The sequence below is a fragment of the Campylobacter sp. CFSAN122748 genome (assembly GCF_045277125.1).
GTDB classification, from domain to species: Bacteria; Campylobacterota; Campylobacteria; order Campylobacterales; family Campylobacteraceae; genus Campylobacter_D; species Campylobacter_D jejuni.
In genome coordinates this window covers 343,816-363,619 of record NZ_CP116953.1, presented here as the reverse complement: position 1 = coordinate 363,619, position 19,804 = coordinate 343,816, and the positions used below count along the sequence as shown (strand labels likewise).

At 30.0% G+C, this 19,804-nt stretch carries 21 protein-coding genes and 1 pseudogene; 8 read left to right on the top strand and 14 right to left on the bottom strand.

Annotation, left to right across the window (positions count from 1 at the left end):
* Window positions 1-3: 3 nt before the first annotated feature.
* On the bottom strand, window positions 4-255 hold the full coding sequence (cmeU, locus tag OT390_RS01955; protein WP_002857293.1) for a CmeU family protein: 252 nt from the start codon (window positions 253-255) through the stop codon (window positions 4-6).
* 127 nt (window positions 256-382) lie between these two features.
* Between cmeU and OT390_RS01950 the strand changes: the two genes are divergently transcribed.
* Window positions 383-1,729, top strand: a complete 1,347-nt coding sequence (locus OT390_RS01950; RefSeq protein WP_070309977.1) for a coproporphyrinogen III oxidase family protein — start codon at window positions 383-385, stop codon at window positions 1,727-1,729.
* Here OT390_RS01950 and hemJ read toward each other — a convergent pair.
* From hemJ to OT390_RS01930, 4 genes and pseudogenes are all read right to left on the bottom strand, one after another.
* Entirely contained in the window at window positions 1,726-2,178 is a 453-nt protein-coding gene (gene hemJ, locus OT390_RS01945) for a protoporphyrinogen oxidase HemJ (RefSeq protein WP_052799957.1), read from the bottom strand. The two genes, OT390_RS01950 and hemJ, sit on opposite strands and share 4 nt — an antisense overlap.
* Window positions 2,162-2,633: pseudogene (lspA, locus tag OT390_RS01940) on the bottom strand (signal peptidase II). Before lspA ends, hemJ begins: the two are co-directional and overlap by 17 nt.
* The gene (gene glmM / locus OT390_RS01935) at window positions 2,626-3,963 is read right to left on the bottom strand and encodes a phosphoglucosamine mutase (RefSeq protein WP_002854369.1); all 1,338 of its coding nucleotides are present in this window, start codon (window positions 3,961-3,963) and stop codon (window positions 2,626-2,628) included. The pseudogene lspA and the gene glmM overlap by 8 nt, the downstream one beginning before the upstream one ends.
* A gap of 93 nt (window positions 3,964-4,056) precedes the next feature.
* Window positions 4,057-5,082 carry a cytochrome-c peroxidase gene (locus OT390_RS01930; protein WP_394535959.1) on the bottom strand — a complete coding sequence of 342 codons (1,026 nt, stop codon included), beginning with the start codon at window positions 5,080-5,082 and terminating at the stop codon, window positions 4,057-4,059.
* Window positions 5,083-5,283: 201 nt separating this feature from the next.
* On the opposite strand from OT390_RS01930, the gene plsY reads away from it, so the two are divergent.
* The 5 genes from plsY (at window position 5,284) to OT390_RS01905 (ending at window position 8,762) form a co-directional block, all read left to right on the top strand.
* A complete protein-coding gene (plsY, locus tag OT390_RS01925; RefSeq protein WP_002854681.1) occupies window positions 5,284-5,892 on the top strand; it encodes a glycerol-3-phosphate 1-O-acyltransferase PlsY in 609 nt (202 codons plus the stop codon).
* A complete protein-coding gene (locus OT390_RS01920; RefSeq protein WP_002867768.1) occupies window positions 5,877-6,194 on the top strand; it encodes a dihydroneopterin aldolase in 318 nt (105 codons plus the stop codon). Before plsY ends, OT390_RS01920 begins: the two co-directional genes overlap by 16 nt.
* Window positions 6,195-6,272: 78 nt before the next feature.
* On the top strand, window positions 6,273-6,944 hold the full coding sequence (hsrA, locus tag OT390_RS01915) for a homeostatic response regulator transcription factor HsrA (protein WP_002854696.1): 672 nt from the start codon (window positions 6,273-6,275) through the stop codon (window positions 6,942-6,944).
* 112 nt (window positions 6,945-7,056) lie between these two features.
* Entirely contained in the window at window positions 7,057-7,302 is a 246-nt protein-coding gene (locus tag OT390_RS01910) for a YfhL family 4Fe-4S dicluster ferredoxin (protein WP_002854647.1), read from the top strand.
* Window positions 7,302-8,762, top strand: a complete 1,461-nt coding sequence (locus OT390_RS01905; RefSeq protein WP_032586594.1) for a Ppx/GppA phosphatase family protein — start codon at window positions 7,302-7,304, stop codon at window positions 8,760-8,762. Before OT390_RS01910 ends, OT390_RS01905 begins: the two co-directional genes overlap by 1 nt.
* Here the strand turns inward: OT390_RS01905 and OT390_RS01900 are convergent.
* The 9 genes from OT390_RS01900 to OT390_RS01860 form a co-directional block, all read right to left on the bottom strand.
* On the bottom strand, window positions 8,759-9,556 hold the full coding sequence (locus OT390_RS01900; protein WP_032586593.1) for a hypothetical protein: 798 nt from the start codon (window positions 9,554-9,556) through the stop codon (window positions 8,759-8,761). The genes OT390_RS01905 and OT390_RS01900 overlap by 4 nt on opposite strands.
* Window positions 9,557-9,865, bottom strand: a complete 309-nt coding sequence (fliN, locus tag OT390_RS01895) for a flagellar motor switch protein FliN (protein ID WP_002824739.1) — start codon at window positions 9,863-9,865, stop codon at window positions 9,557-9,559.
* On the bottom strand, window positions 9,865-10,287 hold the full coding sequence (locus tag OT390_RS01890) for a chemotaxis protein CheX (RefSeq protein WP_002854524.1): 423 nt from the start codon (window positions 10,285-10,287) through the stop codon (window positions 9,865-9,867). Before OT390_RS01890 ends, fliN begins: the two co-directional genes overlap by 1 nt.
* Before the next feature lie 70 nt (window positions 10,288-10,357).
* A complete protein-coding gene (gene trpA, locus OT390_RS01885) occupies window positions 10,358-11,107 on the bottom strand; it encodes a tryptophan synthase subunit alpha (protein WP_002854645.1) in 750 nt (249 codons plus the stop codon).
* On the bottom strand, window positions 11,100-12,278 hold the full coding sequence (gene trpB / locus OT390_RS01880) for a tryptophan synthase subunit beta (protein WP_002854204.1): 1,179 nt from the start codon (window positions 12,276-12,278) through the stop codon (window positions 11,100-11,102). Before trpB ends, trpA begins: the two co-directional genes overlap by 8 nt.
* A complete protein-coding gene (locus tag OT390_RS01875) occupies window positions 12,275-12,874 on the bottom strand; it encodes a phosphoribosylanthranilate isomerase (protein WP_002872431.1) in 600 nt (199 codons plus the stop codon). Before OT390_RS01875 ends, trpB begins: the two co-directional genes overlap by 4 nt.
* A complete protein-coding gene (gene trpD, locus OT390_RS01870) occupies window positions 12,861-14,462 on the bottom strand; it encodes an anthranilate phosphoribosyltransferase (protein ID WP_002867764.1) in 1,602 nt (533 codons plus the stop codon). Before trpD ends, OT390_RS01875 begins: the two co-directional genes overlap by 14 nt.
* Window positions 14,459-15,709, bottom strand: coding sequence for an anthranilate synthase component I family protein (locus tag OT390_RS01865; protein ID WP_002858746.1), 1,251 nt, complete (start codon window positions 15,707-15,709; stop codon window positions 14,459-14,461). The genes trpD and OT390_RS01865 overlap by 4 nt, the downstream gene beginning before the upstream one ends.
* A 164-nt stretch (window positions 15,710-15,873) precedes the next feature.
* Window positions 15,874-15,999: a hypothetical protein gene (locus OT390_RS01860; RefSeq protein WP_002854718.1), complete on the bottom strand. Its 126-nt coding sequence runs from the start codon at window positions 15,997-15,999 to the stop codon at window positions 15,874-15,876.
* A 121-nt stretch (window positions 16,000-16,120) separates the two neighbouring features.
* Between OT390_RS01860 and OT390_RS01855 the strand changes: the two genes are divergently transcribed.
* Window positions 16,121-16,906 (top strand): sulfite exporter TauE/SafE family protein, encoded by a 786-nt coding sequence (locus tag OT390_RS01855; RefSeq protein ID WP_052800326.1) that lies wholly within the window; start codon window positions 16,121-16,123, stop codon window positions 16,904-16,906.
* Between the two features lie 72 nt (window positions 16,907-16,978).
* Entirely contained in the window at window positions 16,979-19,804 is a 2,826-nt protein-coding gene (gene uvrA / locus OT390_RS01850) for an excinuclease ABC subunit UvrA (RefSeq protein WP_394535958.1), read from the top strand.

The following is a 19,804-nucleotide window of genomic DNA, read 5'->3' as shown; positions in this document are numbered from 1 at the left end:
AAATTAAAAATCTTTGTCTAAATCTGCATCTGTAATTTCATAAGCCTTGTAAATAGCAGGCAATAATTTTCTTATAGCATAATCAAAATGATAAAATTGCTTATATACCTCTTCTGGATTTAAATTTTTAGCATTCTTAAAATCAAATACTTCAGTATTATTGATTTTGGCAATATTTTCATCAAAATAAGAGTAAAACTCTGCTCTTTGTTTAAACAAAGCATTTAAATTTTGAACAATTTTGGCTTTATCCATTTTATATCCTTTTTAAATAATTTAAAAACTTAATCCCATTTTTTATTTAAGAAATAAAAAATTTACTCCTATTTTAGCTAAAAATTGATAAAGTTATATCTTAAATATTTTAATATATAGGCCACTTATGAATTTATTTCAAAATTTAGCTTTAAAATACTCTCATACTATGATGGAAAAATCCCTCCAAAAAGGTTTCAATGTCGAACTTTTAAAACAACCCGAAGAAAAAATTCCAAAACAAGACAAAAGCTATATGCTTTATGCCCATGTACCTTTTTGCCATACTTTTTGTCCTTATTGTAGCTTTCATAAATATTATTATGATGAAAATTTAGCCAAAGTATATTTTCAAAATCTTAGAGAAGAAATTAAAATCATGAAAAATAAAGGTTTTGATTTTACCTCCATGTATGTGGGTGGTGGTACAACACTGATTAATGAAGAGGAATTATTAAAAACCTTAGAACTTTGTAAAAAGTTATTTAATATAAAAGAAATTTCATGCGAAAGCGATCCAAATCATATTGATCCAAATAAGCTTTCTATGTTTAAAGGTATAATTGATCGTTTAAGTTGCGGGATTCAAAGTTTTGATGATGAAACTTTGAAAAAAGTGGCAAGATATAATAAATTTGGTTCATCTAAAGAACTTCAAGAAAAAATTTCAAAAGCTTTAGGAATTTTACCTATTTTTAGTATAGATCTTATTTTCAATCTTCCAGGACAAAACGAAAAACAACTTTTAAATGACTTAGAAATTGCTAAAAATTTAGCCCCGCAACAAATCACAACCTATCCTTTAATGAAATCAAATCTTACCAAAGATAATATCGCTAAAAGTCTAGGAATGAGCATTAAAGATAATGAATTTACTTATTATCAAATCATACGAGAATTTTTTAAAGACTATACCCAAAACAATGGTTGGAGTTTTTCTTTAGAAAAAAACAAGCTTAATGACGAATATGTCAGTTCTCATCATGAATACCTAGGAGTAGGCAGCGGGGCTTTTAGCTTTTTAGATGGGGAGCTTTTAATCAATGCATTTAATCTAAATGATTATGCTAAATTTATACAAGAAAAACAAAATGCTAATATAGCCAAAGCTTGTTTTGATAAAAAAGAAATTATCAAATATGTCTTTTTAACTGAAATTTTTTCAGGGAAAATAGAAATTGATAAATTTAATAAAACTCTAAATTGCAATCTCGAAAAAGAACTTTTCATAGAACTTTTAGGACTTAAAACAAGTGGTGCCATCATAAAAGATCAAAATGCTTTAATCGCAACTGAATTTGGTCAATATCTTTTTGTGGTTTTAATGAAAGATTTTTACACAGGAATGGATCTTGTGCGCGCAGTATTTAGAGATGATAAGCGTCTTAAAAATAAAGATTATATCGATATCATGAAAGAAAATATTGATCCGCTTAACTCCGCTAGTATGGAATTTAAAGCGGAGACAAACTAAAAGGGACGAACAACCATCATTAAAGCGATGATAACAAACATTATAGTTGGAAATTCATTATAAATTCTAAAATATTTTCCACTTTTAGTAGAAGTATCATTTGCTAAAGCTTTTAAACAATAATAATTATGTATATGAAAAATAATCAAAAGTGTAACACAGGTAAGTTTAACATGCATAAAACCCGCACCTACCATTAAAACTTCCTTATGAGCATGCAACATTAAACTTCCTGTGATTAAAGTCACAATCATTGCAGGAGTTTGTATATAATAATAAAGCTTTCTTTCTTGAATTTTTACAACCTCGACAAAACCTTTATTGTCTTTATGTTCAGCATGATACACAAAAAGACGAGGTAAATAAAAAAGACCCGCCATCCAAGAAACAAATGCCAAATAATGCACCCATTTAATCCAAAAATAATACTCATTAATCCATTCTGTCATCTTTTTTCCTTTTTTTTAAATATTTCTTGTATTAAAATCAAAGCCACACTTATATTTATCATGACATCTGCAACATTAAAAATAGCAAAATTAAACCATTTATGCCAAAAAAACATATCCACTACACCTCCATGTATAAAACGATCCAATAAATTTGAAACGCCGGCACCAAGCATCATTCCAAAAGCTATGCTATGAGTTTTTAAAAGTGTTCTTTGCCAAAAAAGATAAATAAAAAGCACGCCAATTAAAGCAAGATGTAAATATTTTAAATTATGTTCTAAAAAACTCAACATTGAAAAAGCTACGCCTGTATTTAGAGCATAAGTTAAATCTAGATATTCACTCTGCCATCTAAATCCTGCTAAAGTTAAGGATTTTACCCATTGATCAAGGGCAAAAACCAAAACAAAGGCACCCCAAAAATAAAAAATAAATTTAAAAGTTTTAGCCATTTAAAGCTTTCTTAAAAAACTCCACAACATTTTTCATTTCTTTTTCTAAGAGCTTAATATCTCTGGCTTCTAGTAAAAGTCTTATCAAATTTTCTGTTCCAGAATAGCGAAATAAGGTATTAATATTTTTATTTTCTAAATCTTTTTTTAATTCTTTTAAACCTTTAATTTTATCTAAATCTTTTTTTTCTGCAATTTTAAGATTGATTAAAAGCTGAGGATAAGGTTTAACTTGACCCAAAATAGAACTTGCAGATTTTTTCTTAGAAAGCATTAAAGCACTAAATTGCAAGGCAGCTATCAAACCATCTCCAGTTTTTGCATAATCGCTAAAAATAATATGCCCACTTTGTTCTCCACCAAAATTTCCACCATTGGCTTTTAGTTTTTCAAGCACATATTTATCACCAACATTACAAGTATCAAGTTCTATACCATGTTTATTTAAAAACTCTTTTAAAGCACCATTACTCATTATAGTAGCCACAACACTTGATTGTAATTTACCTTGTTCTTTAAGATAAAGTGCCAATACGCCCAATAAACTATCCCCATTAGCCACTTCGCCTTTTTCATCTACAACCACCAAACGATCTGCATCACCATCAAAAGCAAAGCCCACATCTGCACGCAAACGCTTTACCTCAGCAGCTAAGTTTACAGGATGCAAAGCTCCACAATTTTCATTGATATTAAGTCCATTAGGTTTATCACTCATTACTATAACTTCAGCGCCTAATTCCTTAAAAACAGTAGGTGCTACCTTATAAGCTGCCCCATGAGCCACATCTAAAACAACACGCAAAGACTTTAAAGTAAGATCTTTTGGAAAAGAATTTTTAATAGAAACAATATATCTTCCTATAACATCATCAATTCTTTTTGCTTGACCAATTTTTTCCATATCTACCTTAGAGGCTTGTATAAGCTTATCATCAAAATAAATTTCTTCTATTTTTTTCTCTATATCTTCACTGAGTTTATTTCCATGAGCATCAAAAAATTTAATACCGTTATCATAATAAGGATTGTGAGAAGCTGAAATCATAATCCCTGCGTCACAACGCATATCTTCAGTTAAGAATGCAATCGCAGGAGTTGGCATAGGACCAATTTGTATAACATTATATCCTATAGAAGTAAGCCCTGAAACAATAGCATTTTCTATCATATAGCCACTTCTTCTTGTATCTTTTCCTACTAAGATATTATTAGTAATACTTTTATCTTTAAAATAAATACCCGCAGCCATTGCTAAACGCATAGCCAAAAAACTATCTAAAAATTCACCCGCTTTTCCACGAACTCCATCAGTTCCAAAAAGTCTCATTGCAAACCTTTCTAGCAAAATTTAAAGACAATTATAACAAAGCTAAGATAAAGAAATTTAAACAAGCTCTAAAAATAGAGCTTGTTTGGAACCTTATAGTTCAGGTTTAGGAGTTTTTTCAGTAGAAATAGGAAGTTGTGGATAAACAATTGCTGGTTTTGTTCCTGTTAAGGATTTTAAGAAAGTTTCAATACTTTTTGCTTCTTTATCAGAAATTTTAATGCCAAGTTGCACACTACCCATTTCCTTAATAGCATCTTTTAGATTCCAAATAGCGCCATTATGAAAATATGGAGCAGTTTCAGCAACATTTCTTAAAGTTGGAGTTTTTACCATGCCATTTGCATCACCTTTAAAATCACCTAAATTTGCAAATTTATATTTACCAGCAACTTCAAACGCTTGCATATTGCCACCTAAATTCACACCATTATGACAAGCTACACAACCCTTGTCTATAAAAAGCTTTAAGCCTTTTTGCTCTTCTTTTGTTAAAGCTTTTTCATCGCCTTCTAAAAATTTATCAAAACGAGATGGAGTGATCAAGGTTCTTTCAAAATTTGCAATTGCATCAGCAATATTGTCAAAATTTACACCACTTTTATCATAGATTTTTTTAAACTCACTCACATATTCAGGCAATGATGAAATTTTTTCTACTGCGAGTTTAGCAGGAGTTGCCATTTCAGGATCAGCTTGGATTGGACCTTTAGCTTGATCGGCTAATGTTCCTGCACGACCATCCCAAAATTGAGTATTATTTAAAACCGCATTATAAACTGTTGGTGAATTTAAATGATGGGGATTTGCTGTCCATTTATGACCTATTGCAGTACTAACCCCATCTGTTCCACCAAGTCCTACATTGTGACAGGTATTACAAGAAATGATACCACTTTTTGAAAGGCGTGGTTCAAAATAAAGCTTTTTGCCAAGCTCTGCTTTTTCAAGAGTAAATTCACTAGCCTTTACTCCATTTTGTTTTAAAATTTCATCAACACCTTTTTGATCTTTTGGCAAGGCAACAAGACCTGAATTTTTAGCTTCATCTATAAGACTTGCAGCATTTAAGCTTGAAAAAGCAACTAAGGATGCGATTAGCAATGCTTTTACTTTCATTTATAAACTCCTATTAAAGATAAATTAAAATAAAATAATAATTATTTAGAGCTTAAATAAAGATAAATATTATTAAAAAATATTTACAATTAATTAATACTATTTTTATCCTATAAAAATTATTTTTGTTTATTTATTTTCATAAGATATAATTTTTAGTTATAAATCTTAAAATTTTTAAGATGATTTGAAAAGGATATTATGGAAAATTTAATAATTTACGCTTTTATATATCTTTTAGGTTCAATCCCTTTTGGGCTAATCCTAGCTAAATTTTTTGCTAAAACTGATATCAAAAAAGAAGGTTCAAAAAGTATAGGAGCAACCAATGTTTTAAGAGTAGTAAAAGAAAAAAATCCCAAACTAGCAAAAAAACTTGCCATTGCTACAATAATTTTAGATTTTGCAAAAGCAGCTATTCCTTTATTAACCTTGAAATTTCTTCATTATGATCAAGCTTTGCTTTGGAGCGTGGCAGTTTTGGCTATTTTGGGACACTGTTTTTCAATTTACTTGTTATTTGAAGGAGGGAAAGGCATAGCAACAGGAGCAGGTGCTATGATAGTTTTGCTTCCATTGGAAGTGCTTACAGCATTTATTGTATGGGTAGTTATAGGAAAAATTTTTAAAATATCTTCGTTAGCTTCTTTAGCAGCATTACTTGCTTTTGTTGTAAGTTCTTTTATATTTAATTATGACTTAGAAATTCATACACATGCACCCGTTTTCATTATCGCTTTTATTATAGTATATAAACATCTACCTAATATTAAAAGATTGATTTTTAAAGAAGAATGCAAAGTCATATAAAAATAAAATTTCACTTTAAGTGTATCATTGGTATATTAGATTTCGAAAGAAGGAAAAAACAAAAAATTATTATCAAGCTTAAAGCTAAAGCAAATGAATTTTTAAATTATGCAGAAGTAATTACCAAAATTAAAACATGGTATCAAAAAGAAGAATTTTACACCCTTGAAGAGTCTTTAGACTTTGTAAGCTTAAATTTAAAAAAAGATTTTCCTAATTTAACCAATCTTAACATAAAAATTTTCAAACCCCATATAATAAAAAATGCTACAGTTGGGGTTAAATTGAAAAAAAAATATTAATTTTTTTTTAAAGATATCTAAACATTTACTTAAGCTATGATATAATTCTTTAAATTTTTCTTAATAAGGATAGAACAAATGAGAATTTTAGTTATAGAAGATGAGATTAGCCTAAATAAAACAATTATAGACAATCTTAATGAATTTGGTTATCAAACTGATTCTTCTGAAAATTTTAAAGATGGAGAATACTTTATCGGCATTAGACATTATGATTTAGTTTTAGCAAACTGGACTTTACCTGATGGAGATGGAGCGGAACTTGTTAACACTATTAAGCATAAATCTCCAAGAACTTCAGTTATGATTATGTCTTCAAAAACAGACAAAGAAACAGAAATCAAAGCTTTGAAAGCTGGAGCTGATGATTTTGTTGCAAAACCTTTAGATTTTGATATTCTACTCGCAAGAATTGAAGCAAGACTAAGACTTGGCGGAACCAATGTTATTAAAATTGAAGACTTAGTTATTGATCCAGATGAGGAAAAAATTACTTATAAAGATCAAGATATAGAACTTAAAGGAAAACCTTTTGAAGTTTTAACGCACTTAGCAAGACATTCGGATCAAATTGTATCCAAAGAACAACTTTTAGATGCCATCTGGGAAGAACCTGAGCTAGTAACTCCAAATGTTATCGAAGTAGCTATCAATCAAATTCGTCAAAAAATGGATAAACCATTAAATATATCTACCATAGAAACAGTTCGTCGTAGAGGATACCGTTTCTGCTTCCCTAAAAAATCTTAACAATTTTGCACCTTCGGTGCAAAAAATTTATCTTTATTTCTATTTTTATATTTTATTTAAGTTTGGTTATTGTATAAACTAAAATTATTTTTTAAATTTTTGAAAGGTTATGATGTCTCTTTTAATTACAAAAGACTGCGTATGTTGTGATGCTTGCAGAGAAGAATGTCCTGATGAAGCTATTTATGAAAATAGTCCAATTTATGTAATAGACCCTGATCTTTGTTCAGAGTGCGTTAATGATTTTTCAGAGCCTGCCTGTATTGTTGCTTGCCCATATGAATGTATCATTCCTGATCCTGATAATGTAGAAACTATAGAAGAATTAAAACTCAAACATAGAGATAGAGAATTTTAATGGCAAAAAAAACAGCCGTTGTTGATCTTGGCTCAAACTCCATTAGAATGGTGATTTTTGAAAAAACTTCTAGATATGGTTTTTATACAACTTGCGAATACAAACGCAAAGTAAGACTTGGAGAAAATGCTTATAATAATGGCAAAATTCTCCAAGAAGAAGCCATGCAAAGAGCCGAAGATGCCTTAGCTTTTTTCAAACAATGCGCTTTAAAGCATAAGTGCAAAAAAATATTTATAGTAGGCACATCAGCCTTAAGAGATGCCCCAAATTCAAAAAATTTCATTAAAAGAATCAAAGATAATCTGTCTTTAAATATACGCTGTATAGATGGAAAAAGCGAAAGTTACTTAGGTGGTCTTGCAGCTCTAAATTTATTAAGTCCTTTTAAGGATGGAACCACTTTAGACATAGGTGGTGGTTCTAGTGAATTGTGTTTAATAAAAAATAATAGAATTATTTCTTGCATATCTCTTGATATTGGCACTGTTAGGCTAAAAGAATTGTTCTATAATACTGGAAAAATGGATTCTTTAGAAGAATTTATAAAACCAATTTTAGAACAAATTCCTAAAGAATTTTGCAATCAAAACCTTATTGCAATAGGTGGAAGCTTAAGAGCAATATCTAATTCCATCATGCAAAAAAATTCCTATCCACTGAAAAATTTACATGATTTTCGCTATATGCTAGATGAAGAAAAAGGGCATATTTTAAAAATTTTTAATTCAAACTTAGACTCTTTAATCAATTTTGGCATAAAAAAGGATCGTTTTGATACCATTAAAGAGGGTATATTTATTTTTTTAAAGATTGCGGAAAAAATAAAAGCCAAACAAGTTATCACGAGTGGGGTTGGAATCAGAGAAGGAGTTTATTTGCAAGATTTACTTCGTCCTAAAATCACATTTCCACCAAATTTCAATCCTAGTTTAAAATGTTTGCAAGATAAATTTTTACAATCAAAACAAAAAAATAAAACTCCACATTTTGCTCTGCAAATTTTTACAACCCTTAAAAATCTTCATAAACTTAACGATAACTATAAGCATACTTTACTAAATGCTGCCAAATTATGCCATATTGGAGAATATTTAAATTTCTATTTTGCTAATGAACACTCTGCTCATTTTGTACTAGGTGGATTAAATTATGGATTTTCGCATAAAGAAAAAGCTTTAATTGCTAGTATTATTAAGCTTAATGGAAAAAAAGTTAATCCTTATAATCTTGAACCCTATAAACAACTTTTACCCAATATTCATACCATTTCATGGCTTAATTTTATTTTGTGCTTAGCTAAAACTTTAAGCACAAATGAAGATAAGATTGATTTTGCTTTTGCAAACAATACTCTTTATATATATCAAGAAAACAAAATTCTTAATTTACCCAAAGATGAGCTCAAAAAAATTGCAAAACCAGCTACCATAGCATTAGCAATCAATCAAAAAATTTAAGATTTTTTACCTTTTTGACGCTGCTCTATAAGATTTTGAATTCTTTTTTTATTCTCTTCAAAAAAAGAATCAAAATTTTTCTCTGTTTTTTCTGTATGTTTTATTGTTTGTTCCTCTGGAATTTCAACACTTTCTAAAAGCACATTGGAATTACCTATTATCATTGTATAACGTTTATTGGCGTGATCAAAAACAACAAGTTGATTATTTTTATCTAAAAATCTTTGGAAAATCATAGTAAAATCTCTAGAAACATTGTTATTTTTATAAACCATAGTCTTTTTAAACCACCAAAGCACTATTAACAAAATAACTAAAATTAGCATTACTAAGATATAATTTGTATAATCATACCCTTCTAAACTTGTACTTTTTGGTTTAGGCATTAATTCTTGAGAATTATTCATAGTAGTTGTAGGTACAGATTCGATATTTGCTTTTCCTTGCTCTATAGCTCGTATCCTTACTCCAAATTTATCATTGATAGAGCTAAGTTCTAAATTAATATTTTGTTTGTTTTGTAGCATAATATAGGTATTATTATTTTTAGAACTAATACTAATTTTATCTACAAGTTGAGAGTTAAGTTCTTTTAATTCATCTTTAGAATACGTTAAATCACTAAAAGTTAAAAGAGTTAAATTTTTTTCTTTTTTTTGAGAAATCTTGCCATTATAAGCATTATCAAAAGAAAGCATTAAATCTACTCGGTCATTTCTATCGTAGATATTATAACTAATCAACTCAACACTATATAAAGGTAAAATTAAAAAAAATAATACTAGCAATCTCATTTAAATTTCTTTTTTAAAGTATTGAAGCACAGTCTTAGAATCCAAAATTTCATTAATTCTTATAGCGAGATTTTTTTCATAAACCATAACCTCGCCTTTGCCAAAAATTCTTTTATTGATATAAAGCTCAACGCTTTCTCCAGCAGGCTTTTCAAGATCAATAACCGAACCTACTTCAAGTTTTAAAAGCTCCGCTACACTCATATTTGTAGTTCCAAGCTCGCTTACAAAATCTACTGTAATATCTAAGATATCTTCATAAGATTGTAAAAGCCCATGATGAATGTTAAACTCTATATCATCGCTCATTATTTGCAATATCCTATTCTAAAATAACAATTTTCAAATTTATAAGTTAAAGCTTCATCTAGAACTATTTCAGAAAAATCAACTTTTCCTAAATATTCCGGAATTCCGAGTTTATACTCGTCATCACCCTTGGCATCATTTAACAAATTTTTAGCATAACCTATAATCTGATTGGCACATTCTTTAGTTAAATCGCACCAGTCATCTTCTTTAAATTTTTCATCATTAATTAAAATTTCTGCAATTTTTTTTAAAAATTCTTTTGGAAAAAATAAATAAAAATTACATTCTCCTTCGCTTTTGCCCATGATAGGAATACTCGCTCCATAAAGTTCACCGCTTATATCTTGAGCTGCTTCAATGCGAAGTCTTAAGATATGCTCGCAAAAATGAGTGATGGAATACTCAAGAATCTTTAACATAACTACCACCTTTATAAAAAACTTAATTTAAAATTATAGTAAATATAAAATAAAAATATGTTTTAAAATTTTATTTTTTGAAAATTTCTTCAATATCTTTCATTATTATATCCAAATTTCCTTGTTTAAAACACTTTACTATACTAGTTCCTACAATCACTCCGTCAGCAACTTTTCTCATTCTTTTTACATCTTGATTATTTTGAATACCAAAACCTACAAAAATAGGCAAATTTGTAAAAGATCTGATTTCTTTTACTTTATCTTGCAAGATTGCTTCTTCGACACTTTTCGTACCTGTAATACCTATACTTGCTAATAAATAAATAAAACCTTTAGCATGTTTTACTAACTTTTTAACCCTTTCTTTAGGGGTTGTAACGCTTACAAGTGTGATTAAAGCTATATTATATCTTTCACACTCTTTAATTAAATCATCACTTTCTTCAAAACTTAATTCAGGTACAATCAAAGCACAAATCCCTAAAGATTTTGCTTTTTTCACAAATTTTTCCAAGCCATAAGAAAAAATTAAATTATAATAAACCATAAAAACCAAAGCTTTTTTAGTTTTTATCCTAGCTAAAAGCTCAAAAACACTATGAATATCCACGCCTTGATCAAGAGCTATTTTTGCCGCATCTGCAATAATCTCACCATCGGCAATAGGATCACTATAAGCAACACCAAGTTCTAAAATATCAATAGGGCTTTGATCCAATCTTTGCAAAAAAGCTTCACTTGTTTGAAGATTTGGATAACCTAAAACCGTATAAGCCACATTTGCATTTTCTTTATAAAATTTTCTAAAATCAACCATAAATCACCCCTTTTTTATAATCTCTAATCATTTGCATATCTTTATCTCCCCTGCCTGAAAGATTTACTACTATCACGCTTTTCTTTTTTAAAGTTGGACAAAGTTTTTCTAAAAACGCTAAAGCATGCGAACTTTCAATCGCTGCAATAATACCTTCTTCTTTGCAAAGTAATTTTAAAGCTTGCATACATTCTTCATCACTTATAGCATGATATTGCGCTCTTTTACTTTCAAATAAAAAAGCATGCAAAGGGCCAATTCCTGGATAATCAAGCCCTGCAGAAACACTATGTACAGGCAAGATATTGCCTAAATCATCTTGTAAAACCTTGGTTTTCATACCGTGAATAATGCCTGTTTTTCCCTTATTTAAAGTCGCTGCATGATAAGGCGTATCAATGCCAAGCCCCCCTGCTTCAATACCTATAAGTTTAACATTTTCATCTTTGATAAAATCATAAAAAATCCCAGCTGCATTGCTTCCACCCCCAACAGCTGCGATAATATAATCTACTTTTTTATTGAGTTTTTGAAGTTGCATTTTGCATTCTTTTCCTATAATACTTTGAAAATGCATTACCATTTTAGGATAAGGATAAGGACCTACCGCACTTCCAACCACATAAAAAATATTTTTAATATCTCCAACCCAAGCTTGAATAGCCGCAGTAGTAGCTTCTTTTAGAGTTTTAAGCCCACTTTGTACTGCATGAATTTTAGCACCCAAAAGCTCCATTTTATAAACATTTAAAGCCTGTCTTTGCACATCGGTTGCCCCCATATAAATTTCACATTCAAGTCCTAAAAGTGCTGCTGCAGTGGCTGTTGCAAGCCCGTGTTGACCTGCTCCTGTTTCTGCTATGATTTTTTTCTTTCCCATTTTTTTTGCTAAAAGGGCTTGAGCGATGGCATTATTGATTTTATGTGCTCCGGTATGATTTAAATCCTCGCGTTTTAAATAAATTTCATGCTGATATTTTTTGCTTAAATTTCTAGCAAAATAAAGTGGAGTAGGACGCCCTACATAAGTTTTTAAAAGCTCATTTAATTCTTTTTTAAAGAGTTTATCTTTAGAAAATTTCAAAAAAGCACCTTCTAGCTCATTTAAAGCAAACATTGCACTTTCAGGCAAAAACTGCCCACCAAAATCCCCATAATACGCTTTTTTCATTTTTTCAACTCCTTTAAAATTTGTTTTATTTTGTTGATATCTTTTAAGCCTTTTTCATCTTCAAGTTTTGAATTAAGATCTAAAATTTTAGCTCCCGTTTGTACAGCCTTATGAACATTATCCAAACCTATGCCTCCAGCTAATGCAAAATCTTTAGTATAAGAACCTAATAAAGTCCAATCAAAACTTATTCCATTACCGCCCTTTAAAATTCCCTTAGCATCAAAAAGTACTAAATTAGCAAAAATTTCACTTTTTAAATCTAAACTATTTTCCACACTAATCACCTGCCAAACAAAAACATTTTGCACCTTTAAAATTTCAAATTCTTCTTTGGTAATAGTGCGATAAATTTGTATCCCATCAAGCTTAGCTTCTTTAATACATCTTAAAATTTGTTCCAAATTTTCATCTACAAAAACACCGACAACTTTTTTATCTTTTTCATGAAAAATTGCACTTAAATTTCTTGCTTGTTCTAAACTCACTCTTCTTGGACTTTTAGCAAAAATAAGTCCAAAAAAATCAATATTTAAAAAAGCTAAATCTTTGGCATTTTTTTCATCTTTAATACCACAAATTTTAAGCTTTAGCATAAGCTTGATACTCCTTAAAATATTCTATAACCTTACCTGAATAAATGGCTTCTAAAATCATATCTTTAGCCACTAAAGGCGAACTTGCTTTATTGGCTGTATAAAGTGCAAACATAGCATTTAAAACTACCAAATCAAATTTTGCCCCTTGCATTCTACCGCTTAAAATATCTTTTAAATCTTTAGCGTTGTCATATGCACTAGATCCTATGATTTCACTATGAAAAGCTCTTTTAAAACCAAATTGTTCAGGACAGATAGAATACTCTAAAATTTCTCCTTCACAAAGCTCATAAATTTTACTTTCATCGCAAATACTAAGCTCATCCATACCATCATTTCCTCTTACCACTAAAGCTTTTTTGCGTCCTAAATTTTTTAAAACCTCTATCAAAAGCCTATGCACAGGTGCGTGATAATTTCCCATAAGTTGATATTTTAACTTTAAATTAGGGTGCAATAAAGGACCTAAAACATTAAAAACCGTTCTTACTCCAAGTCTTGATCTGACCTCTTTAAGTTCTCCTACCAAAGGATGAAAAAATGGAGCATGTAAAAAACTAAGCCCTTGATTATTTAGTTGTTTTAAAACTGATTCTAAAGTGTTTGGAGTAGTTATATTTAAAGCTTCTAACACATCTGTACTTCCGCTAGAACTTGAAATGGCACGATTTCCGTGTTTGGCTACTTTTACTCCTAAAGCTGCTAAAATAAAAGCACTAGTCGTAGAAACATTGATGCTTTTAAAACCATCTCCACCTGTTCCACAAATATCAATCATCTCACTCTCATCACTAAAAGTTTGAGAATATCTTAAAATTTGTCTTACAAAAGCACTTAAAGATTTTTCATTTAAGGACTTTTCAGTGATTAAAATCAACAAAGCCGCTACTTGTAAAATTTCATAATCTTTAGACATAATAATCTTACAAATTTGCTCAAAATCATCGCTTTGTAAAAAATGATTTTCACTCATTTTTTGCAAATAAAAACTTAAAGGATTTTCTTGTTTTTGTGGTTTTTTTATATCTTGTTTTAAAAAATTAGAAAAAAGTTGTAAGCCATATTCACTAAAATAGCTTTCAGGATGAAATTGCACACCATAATAAGGTAAATTTTTATGTCCCAAAGCCATAATCACACCCTTTTCATCAAGGGCTAAAATTTCAAGCTCATCACTAAGCTGTTTAACCTCTAAAGAATGATAACGCATTACACTAAAATTTGAAGGCAAATTAGAAAATAATTCATTTTCCCTGCACTGTTTTATCAAAGAATTTTTTGCATGCATAGGCTCTTGCATCTTAACCACTAAAGAATCAAAAGCTAAAGCTAAAGCTTGATGCCCTAAGCAAATGCCCAAAACAGGGATATTAAGCCTTGCTTTAAAAATTTCAAGACAAATCCCACTTTGACTTGGATGCTTTGGACCAGGACTTAAAATAATATGAGTAGGATTTAAATTTTTAATTTCACTCAGAGAAATTGCATCATTTCTTCTTACTAAAATTTCATCATTGCTGAGTTGCTCTAACATGCTTTTAACATTAAAAACAAAAGAATCATAATTATCAATTAAAAGTATCATTGATTTTCCTTTTTTAAATTTTCAAAAGCTACCAAAAGCGCCTTGCGTTTAGCACAAATTTCTGCATATTCTTTTTGACTCTCACTTTGCAAAACAATACCCGCCCCACTTGCCAAATAAGCCTTATCTTGAGTAAAAAAAGCGCAACGGATTAAAATCGCTAAAGTTATGTCTTCGTTAAAATTTAAAAATCCTACCGCACCACCATAAATTCCACGATCGCAATCTTCAAGCTCGCTAGTGATCTCTAAAGCTCTTATTTTAGGAGCTCCGCTTAAAGTTCCCGCTGGAAAAACTGCTTCAATCACATCAAAAATACTCGCATCTTCTTTCATATTGGCATACACTTCACTCACTATGTGCATTACAAATTTATTTTTAATAATAGAAAAAAGATTTTCCACTCTTGTTTGAGTGCCAAATTTAGAAGCATCATTTCTTGCTAAATCTACAAGCATCTTATGTTCACTAAGTTCTTTTTCATCACTTAAAAGATCTTTTTCTAAAGCTAAAAGATCACAGTTATTTTCCAAATTTCTAGTTCCAGCAATAGGGGCTAAATAAATCTCTCTTTTTTTAATTTTCAATAAAAACTCTGGAGAAGAACCCAAAACAACACCATATTTACTTGGAAAATAAAACATATAAGCGCTTGGATTTAAAGCACTTAAACTCTCATAATAATCAAAAGCATTTACTTGATGTTTGATACAAAGTTGCTTACTTAAGACCACTTGAAAAATATCTCCACTTAAAAGATATTCTTTGGCTTTTTCGCACATTTTTAAAAAATCATTTTTTTCATCTTCTAAAGAATTTAAAATTTCAAAATCATTTTTTTGTTTCTTTTTCATTGGTTCAATATCATCTTTTAAATATTCAAAATATTTTGAAGCACCAAATTTAAAAAACATCTTGCTATTTTTCTCATAAATCAAATAAGCCTTAGCATTGGCAAATAAAAATAAAGGAAAATCATAATTTTTCTTAGAAGAAAGTGGAATTTTTTCAAACAAAGATACAAAATTTGCACTAAAAACTCCAAAAAATCCAGCAAAGTCGCAAATTTTATTCTTGCTTAAAGCTTCATAATATTTTGCCTTAAACTCGCTAAAGGATAATTCATTAGCATCTAAATAATCACAATCAATCCCTATAATTACCTTAGTCAAATCCTCTGCAAAATAAGAATTTTCAAATTTTTCAAGGATTTGTCTGTAATAAAAATTTACATTTTTAACAAACATAATAAACCTTTTTTTAAAAAATAAATTAAAATAATATTAAAGAAAAAATTTAGATAAAAAGAAGTTTAGAAACGCCAAGAGCGAAGAGTATGTGTAAGTTTTAAAATCAAAGAATTACTAAAAAAACCATTTTCACTCATCTTTTACCTTTCTTATAAAATATTTCAAAAATTAAGACTTTTATGAAAATTTTTAAAGTCTAAATTAATTTTAATCAATAAATATAAATTTTGCTTTAAATTTAAAATAAATATTATAAAATCTTTATATTTTATAATATTTTGAAACATTTTTACGATGCTTAAAGTTACCAAAAAATATTCTATTGTTATAAAAAACTAAGATAATACTTAGCTTAATAAGATAAAATTATTCCGTATTTGAAATATTTAATATTTTTTAGGAAAAGCTATGGAAATCACAGATTTACCTTATCTAATCATAGGAATCATTTCAGGTATTGCTTCTGGACTTTTTGGCATTGGTGGAGGTATGATTATCGTTCCTTCTATGTTCGCACTTGGAGCAAGTGCTCACCATGCTATTGGAATTTCAGTATTGCAAATGATTTTTGCAGCAATTTTTGGCTCTTATATTAATTATAAGAAAAAAAATCTAAATCTTAAAGATGGTATTATGATAGGTTTTGGAGGGCTCATAGGGGCAAGCTTTAGCGGAATGCTTTTAAAAGCTTTAAGTGATGTAGCTCTTACTAGCGTATTTTTGGCGGTAAGTTGTATATTTTTTATCAAATATGCTTTTGGAATTAAAGAAAACATTGTGCAAAATCAAAGAAGCGTTTGGGTAAAGAATGTCATTTTATTTATTGCTGGAGCTTTTACTGGTATTTTTGCTATTTCTTTGGGAATTGGTGGCGGACTTTTAATTGCTCCGATTTTAGCTTATTTTTTAGGCTATGATAGTAAAAAAGTTGTTTCCTTATCCTTGTTTTTTGTTATTTTTGCTTCAGTCTCTGGTATTATATCTTTTTCAAATTCTGGAGTTATAGACTCTGAAGTTATTCATAAAGGAATACTAGTAGGTATAGCTTCTATGGTTGGAGTTTTTATAGGAATTAAAATCATAGAAAAAATGCATATTTCAGCTCATAGAAAAATTTTACTTTGCGTATATGCCTTATCAATACTTGGAACCACCCACTCTTTGCTTAATAAGCTAAATTTTATAAATTTTTAACTTGGATTTATCCAAGTTCTTTTAATATTATTATGCTAAAATCTTAAATTTATTTAATGTTTAGGAAAGACTATGAACGATACCATAAAAATCATTGGCGCAAGAGAAAATAACCTAAAAAATATCCACCTTGAAATTCCCAAAAACAAACTCATTGTTTTTACAGGACTGAGCGGAAGTGGAAAATCAACCCTTGCTTTTGGAACTCTTTATGCTGAAGGACAACGCCGTTATATAGAAAGTTTAAGTGCTTACGCCAGACAATTTTTAGATAAGGTAGGCAAACCTGATGTCGATAAAATCGAAGGTTTAACTCCAGCCATTGCCATAGATCAAAAAACTACTTCTAAAAATCCACGCTCTACTGTAGGAACCATCACTGAAATTTATGATTATCTAAGACTTTTATACGCAAGAGTTGGCATTCAACATTGTCATCGATGTGGACAAAAAATTTCATCTATGAGTGTAAGTGATATAGTCAGTGAAATTTTAAAATTTCCAAAAGGTGCAAAAATCATCATCTACGCCCCACTCATACGAGAAAAAAAAGGAACTTATGCAGATTTGCTTGAAAATTTACGCAACAAAGGCTATGTAAGAGCTCAAATTGATGGAGTTTTGGTAAGACTTGATGAAGAAATTGAACTAGCCAAAACCAAAAAACACACCATTAAACTTGTCATAGATAGACTTGAAATTCAAGAAGATTTACTTTCTCGTCTTGCAAGCGATATAGAAAAAGGTTTACAGGAAAGCTTTGGAGAAATAGAAATAGAAGTTTTAAATCATGAGGAAATAAACCTTAATAAACACTATCATTTTAGCGAGCATTCAGCTTGTTTTGATTGTAAAATTTCCTTTGTTCCACTTGAACCTTTAAGCTTTTCTTTTAATTCTCCAAAAGGAGCATGTGAAGCTTGCGATGGACTTGGAATTCGTTATACTTTAGATATGAAAAAAATCATCGATGAAAATTTAAGTCTCGAAAACGGTGCTGTTAAAATCATGTATGGTTTTAATAAAAGTTATTATTATAAATTCCTAATCGCCTTTTGCGAACAAAATGAAATTCCTATCAAAATACCTTTTATGCAATTAAACGAAGTACAAAAACGTCTTGTATTGTATGGTAATGCCAAAACTATAGAATTTCTTTGGAAAAGAAATCGCCTAAAACGCACTTTTGAAGGCGTGGTTAAAATGGCTTATGAAATGCTAAAAGATGAAAAAGATTTAGCTGAATATATGAGTGAAAAAATTTGTAAAGACTGCGGTGGGCATCGTTTAAAACCCGAAAGTTTAGCCGTGAAAGTAGCCAAAAAAAGCTTGGGTGAAATTTTAGATATGAGCATAGAAGATAGTACGGCCTTTTTTGCAGATGAGAAAAATTTTTCTTATTTAAGCGAGCAACAAAAACTTATTTCTAAACCTATCCTAAAAGAAATCAACGAAAGATTGTTTTTCTTGTATGATGTGGGGCTAGGTTATCTTTCTTTAGGGCGCGATGCAAGAACGATTAGTGGGGGTGAAGCACAAAGAATCCGCATAGCTTCACAAATTGGCAGTGGTTTAAGCGGAGTGATGTATGTCTTAGATGAGCCTAGCATAGGACTTCATGAAAGAGATACTGCAAAACTGATTAAAACTTTAAGAAATTTACAACAAAAGGGCAATACCCTAATTGTCGTAGAGCATGATAAAATGACCATAGAAGAAGCAGATTTTATTGTAGATATTGGTCCAAAAGCAGGAAAATTTGGGGGTGAGGTTGTATTTAGTGGAACTTATAAAGAACTTTTAAAAAGCAAAAGCGAAACTGCACTTTATATGAATGGTAAAAAACAAATTTCACAACTTCAAAACAGAACACAGAAAGAATGGCTTGAGCTTAAAAATGTAAATATTAACAATATCCAAGATTTAAGCGTAAAATTTCCTTTGCAAAATTTAGTCGCTATAACAGGAGTTTCAGGTTCTGGAAAAAGCTCTTTGATACTTCAAACCCTACTTCCTTTTGCACAAGAGGAATTAAACCGTGCGAAAAAAGTTAAAAAACTTGGCGGAGTACAAATAGAAGGACTTGAAAAACTTGATAAAGTCATTTATCTTGATCAAAGCCCAATTGGGCGCACACCACGTTCAAATCCTGCCACCTATACAGGTGCTATGGATGAAATCAGAAATCTTTTTGCCGCCACTAAAGAAGCCAAAATGCGTGGTTATAAAGCTGGACGCTTTTCTTTTAATGTCAAGGGTGGAAGATGTGAGAAATGTAGCGGAGATGGAGAAATCAAAATAGAAATGCATTTTTTACCTGATGTTATGGTAGTTTGTGATACTTGCGAGGGCAAACGCTACAATGATGCCACGCTAGAAATCAAATATAAAGGCAAAAATATCAGTGAAATTTTAAATATGAGTGTTTTAGAAGCGAGTGAATTTTTTACAGCCGTTCCTAAAATCAAACAAAAATTAGATACTCTAGTAAAAGTGGGTTTAGATTATCTAACTCTAGGACAAAATGCCACCACCTTAAGTGGAGGTGAAGCACAAAGAATCAAACTTGCTAAAGAACTAAGCCGTAGCGATACAGGAAAAACGCTTTATATACTTGATGAACCTACAACAGGACTGCATTTTGAAGATGTCAATAAACTCATCTTAGTTTTACAACATTTAGTTGATCTTAAAAATTCTGTTTTTGTGATAGAACATAATTTAGATGTGATTAAAAATGCTGATTATATCATCGATATGGGGCCTGAAGGCGGAATTAAAGGTGGAAAAGTTATAAGCACAGGAAGCGTGGAAAAAGTCGCTAAAGAACACAAAAAAACCCGTTCTTACACAGGATATTATCTAGACTTAGAGCTTAAAAATACACAAAAATCATAA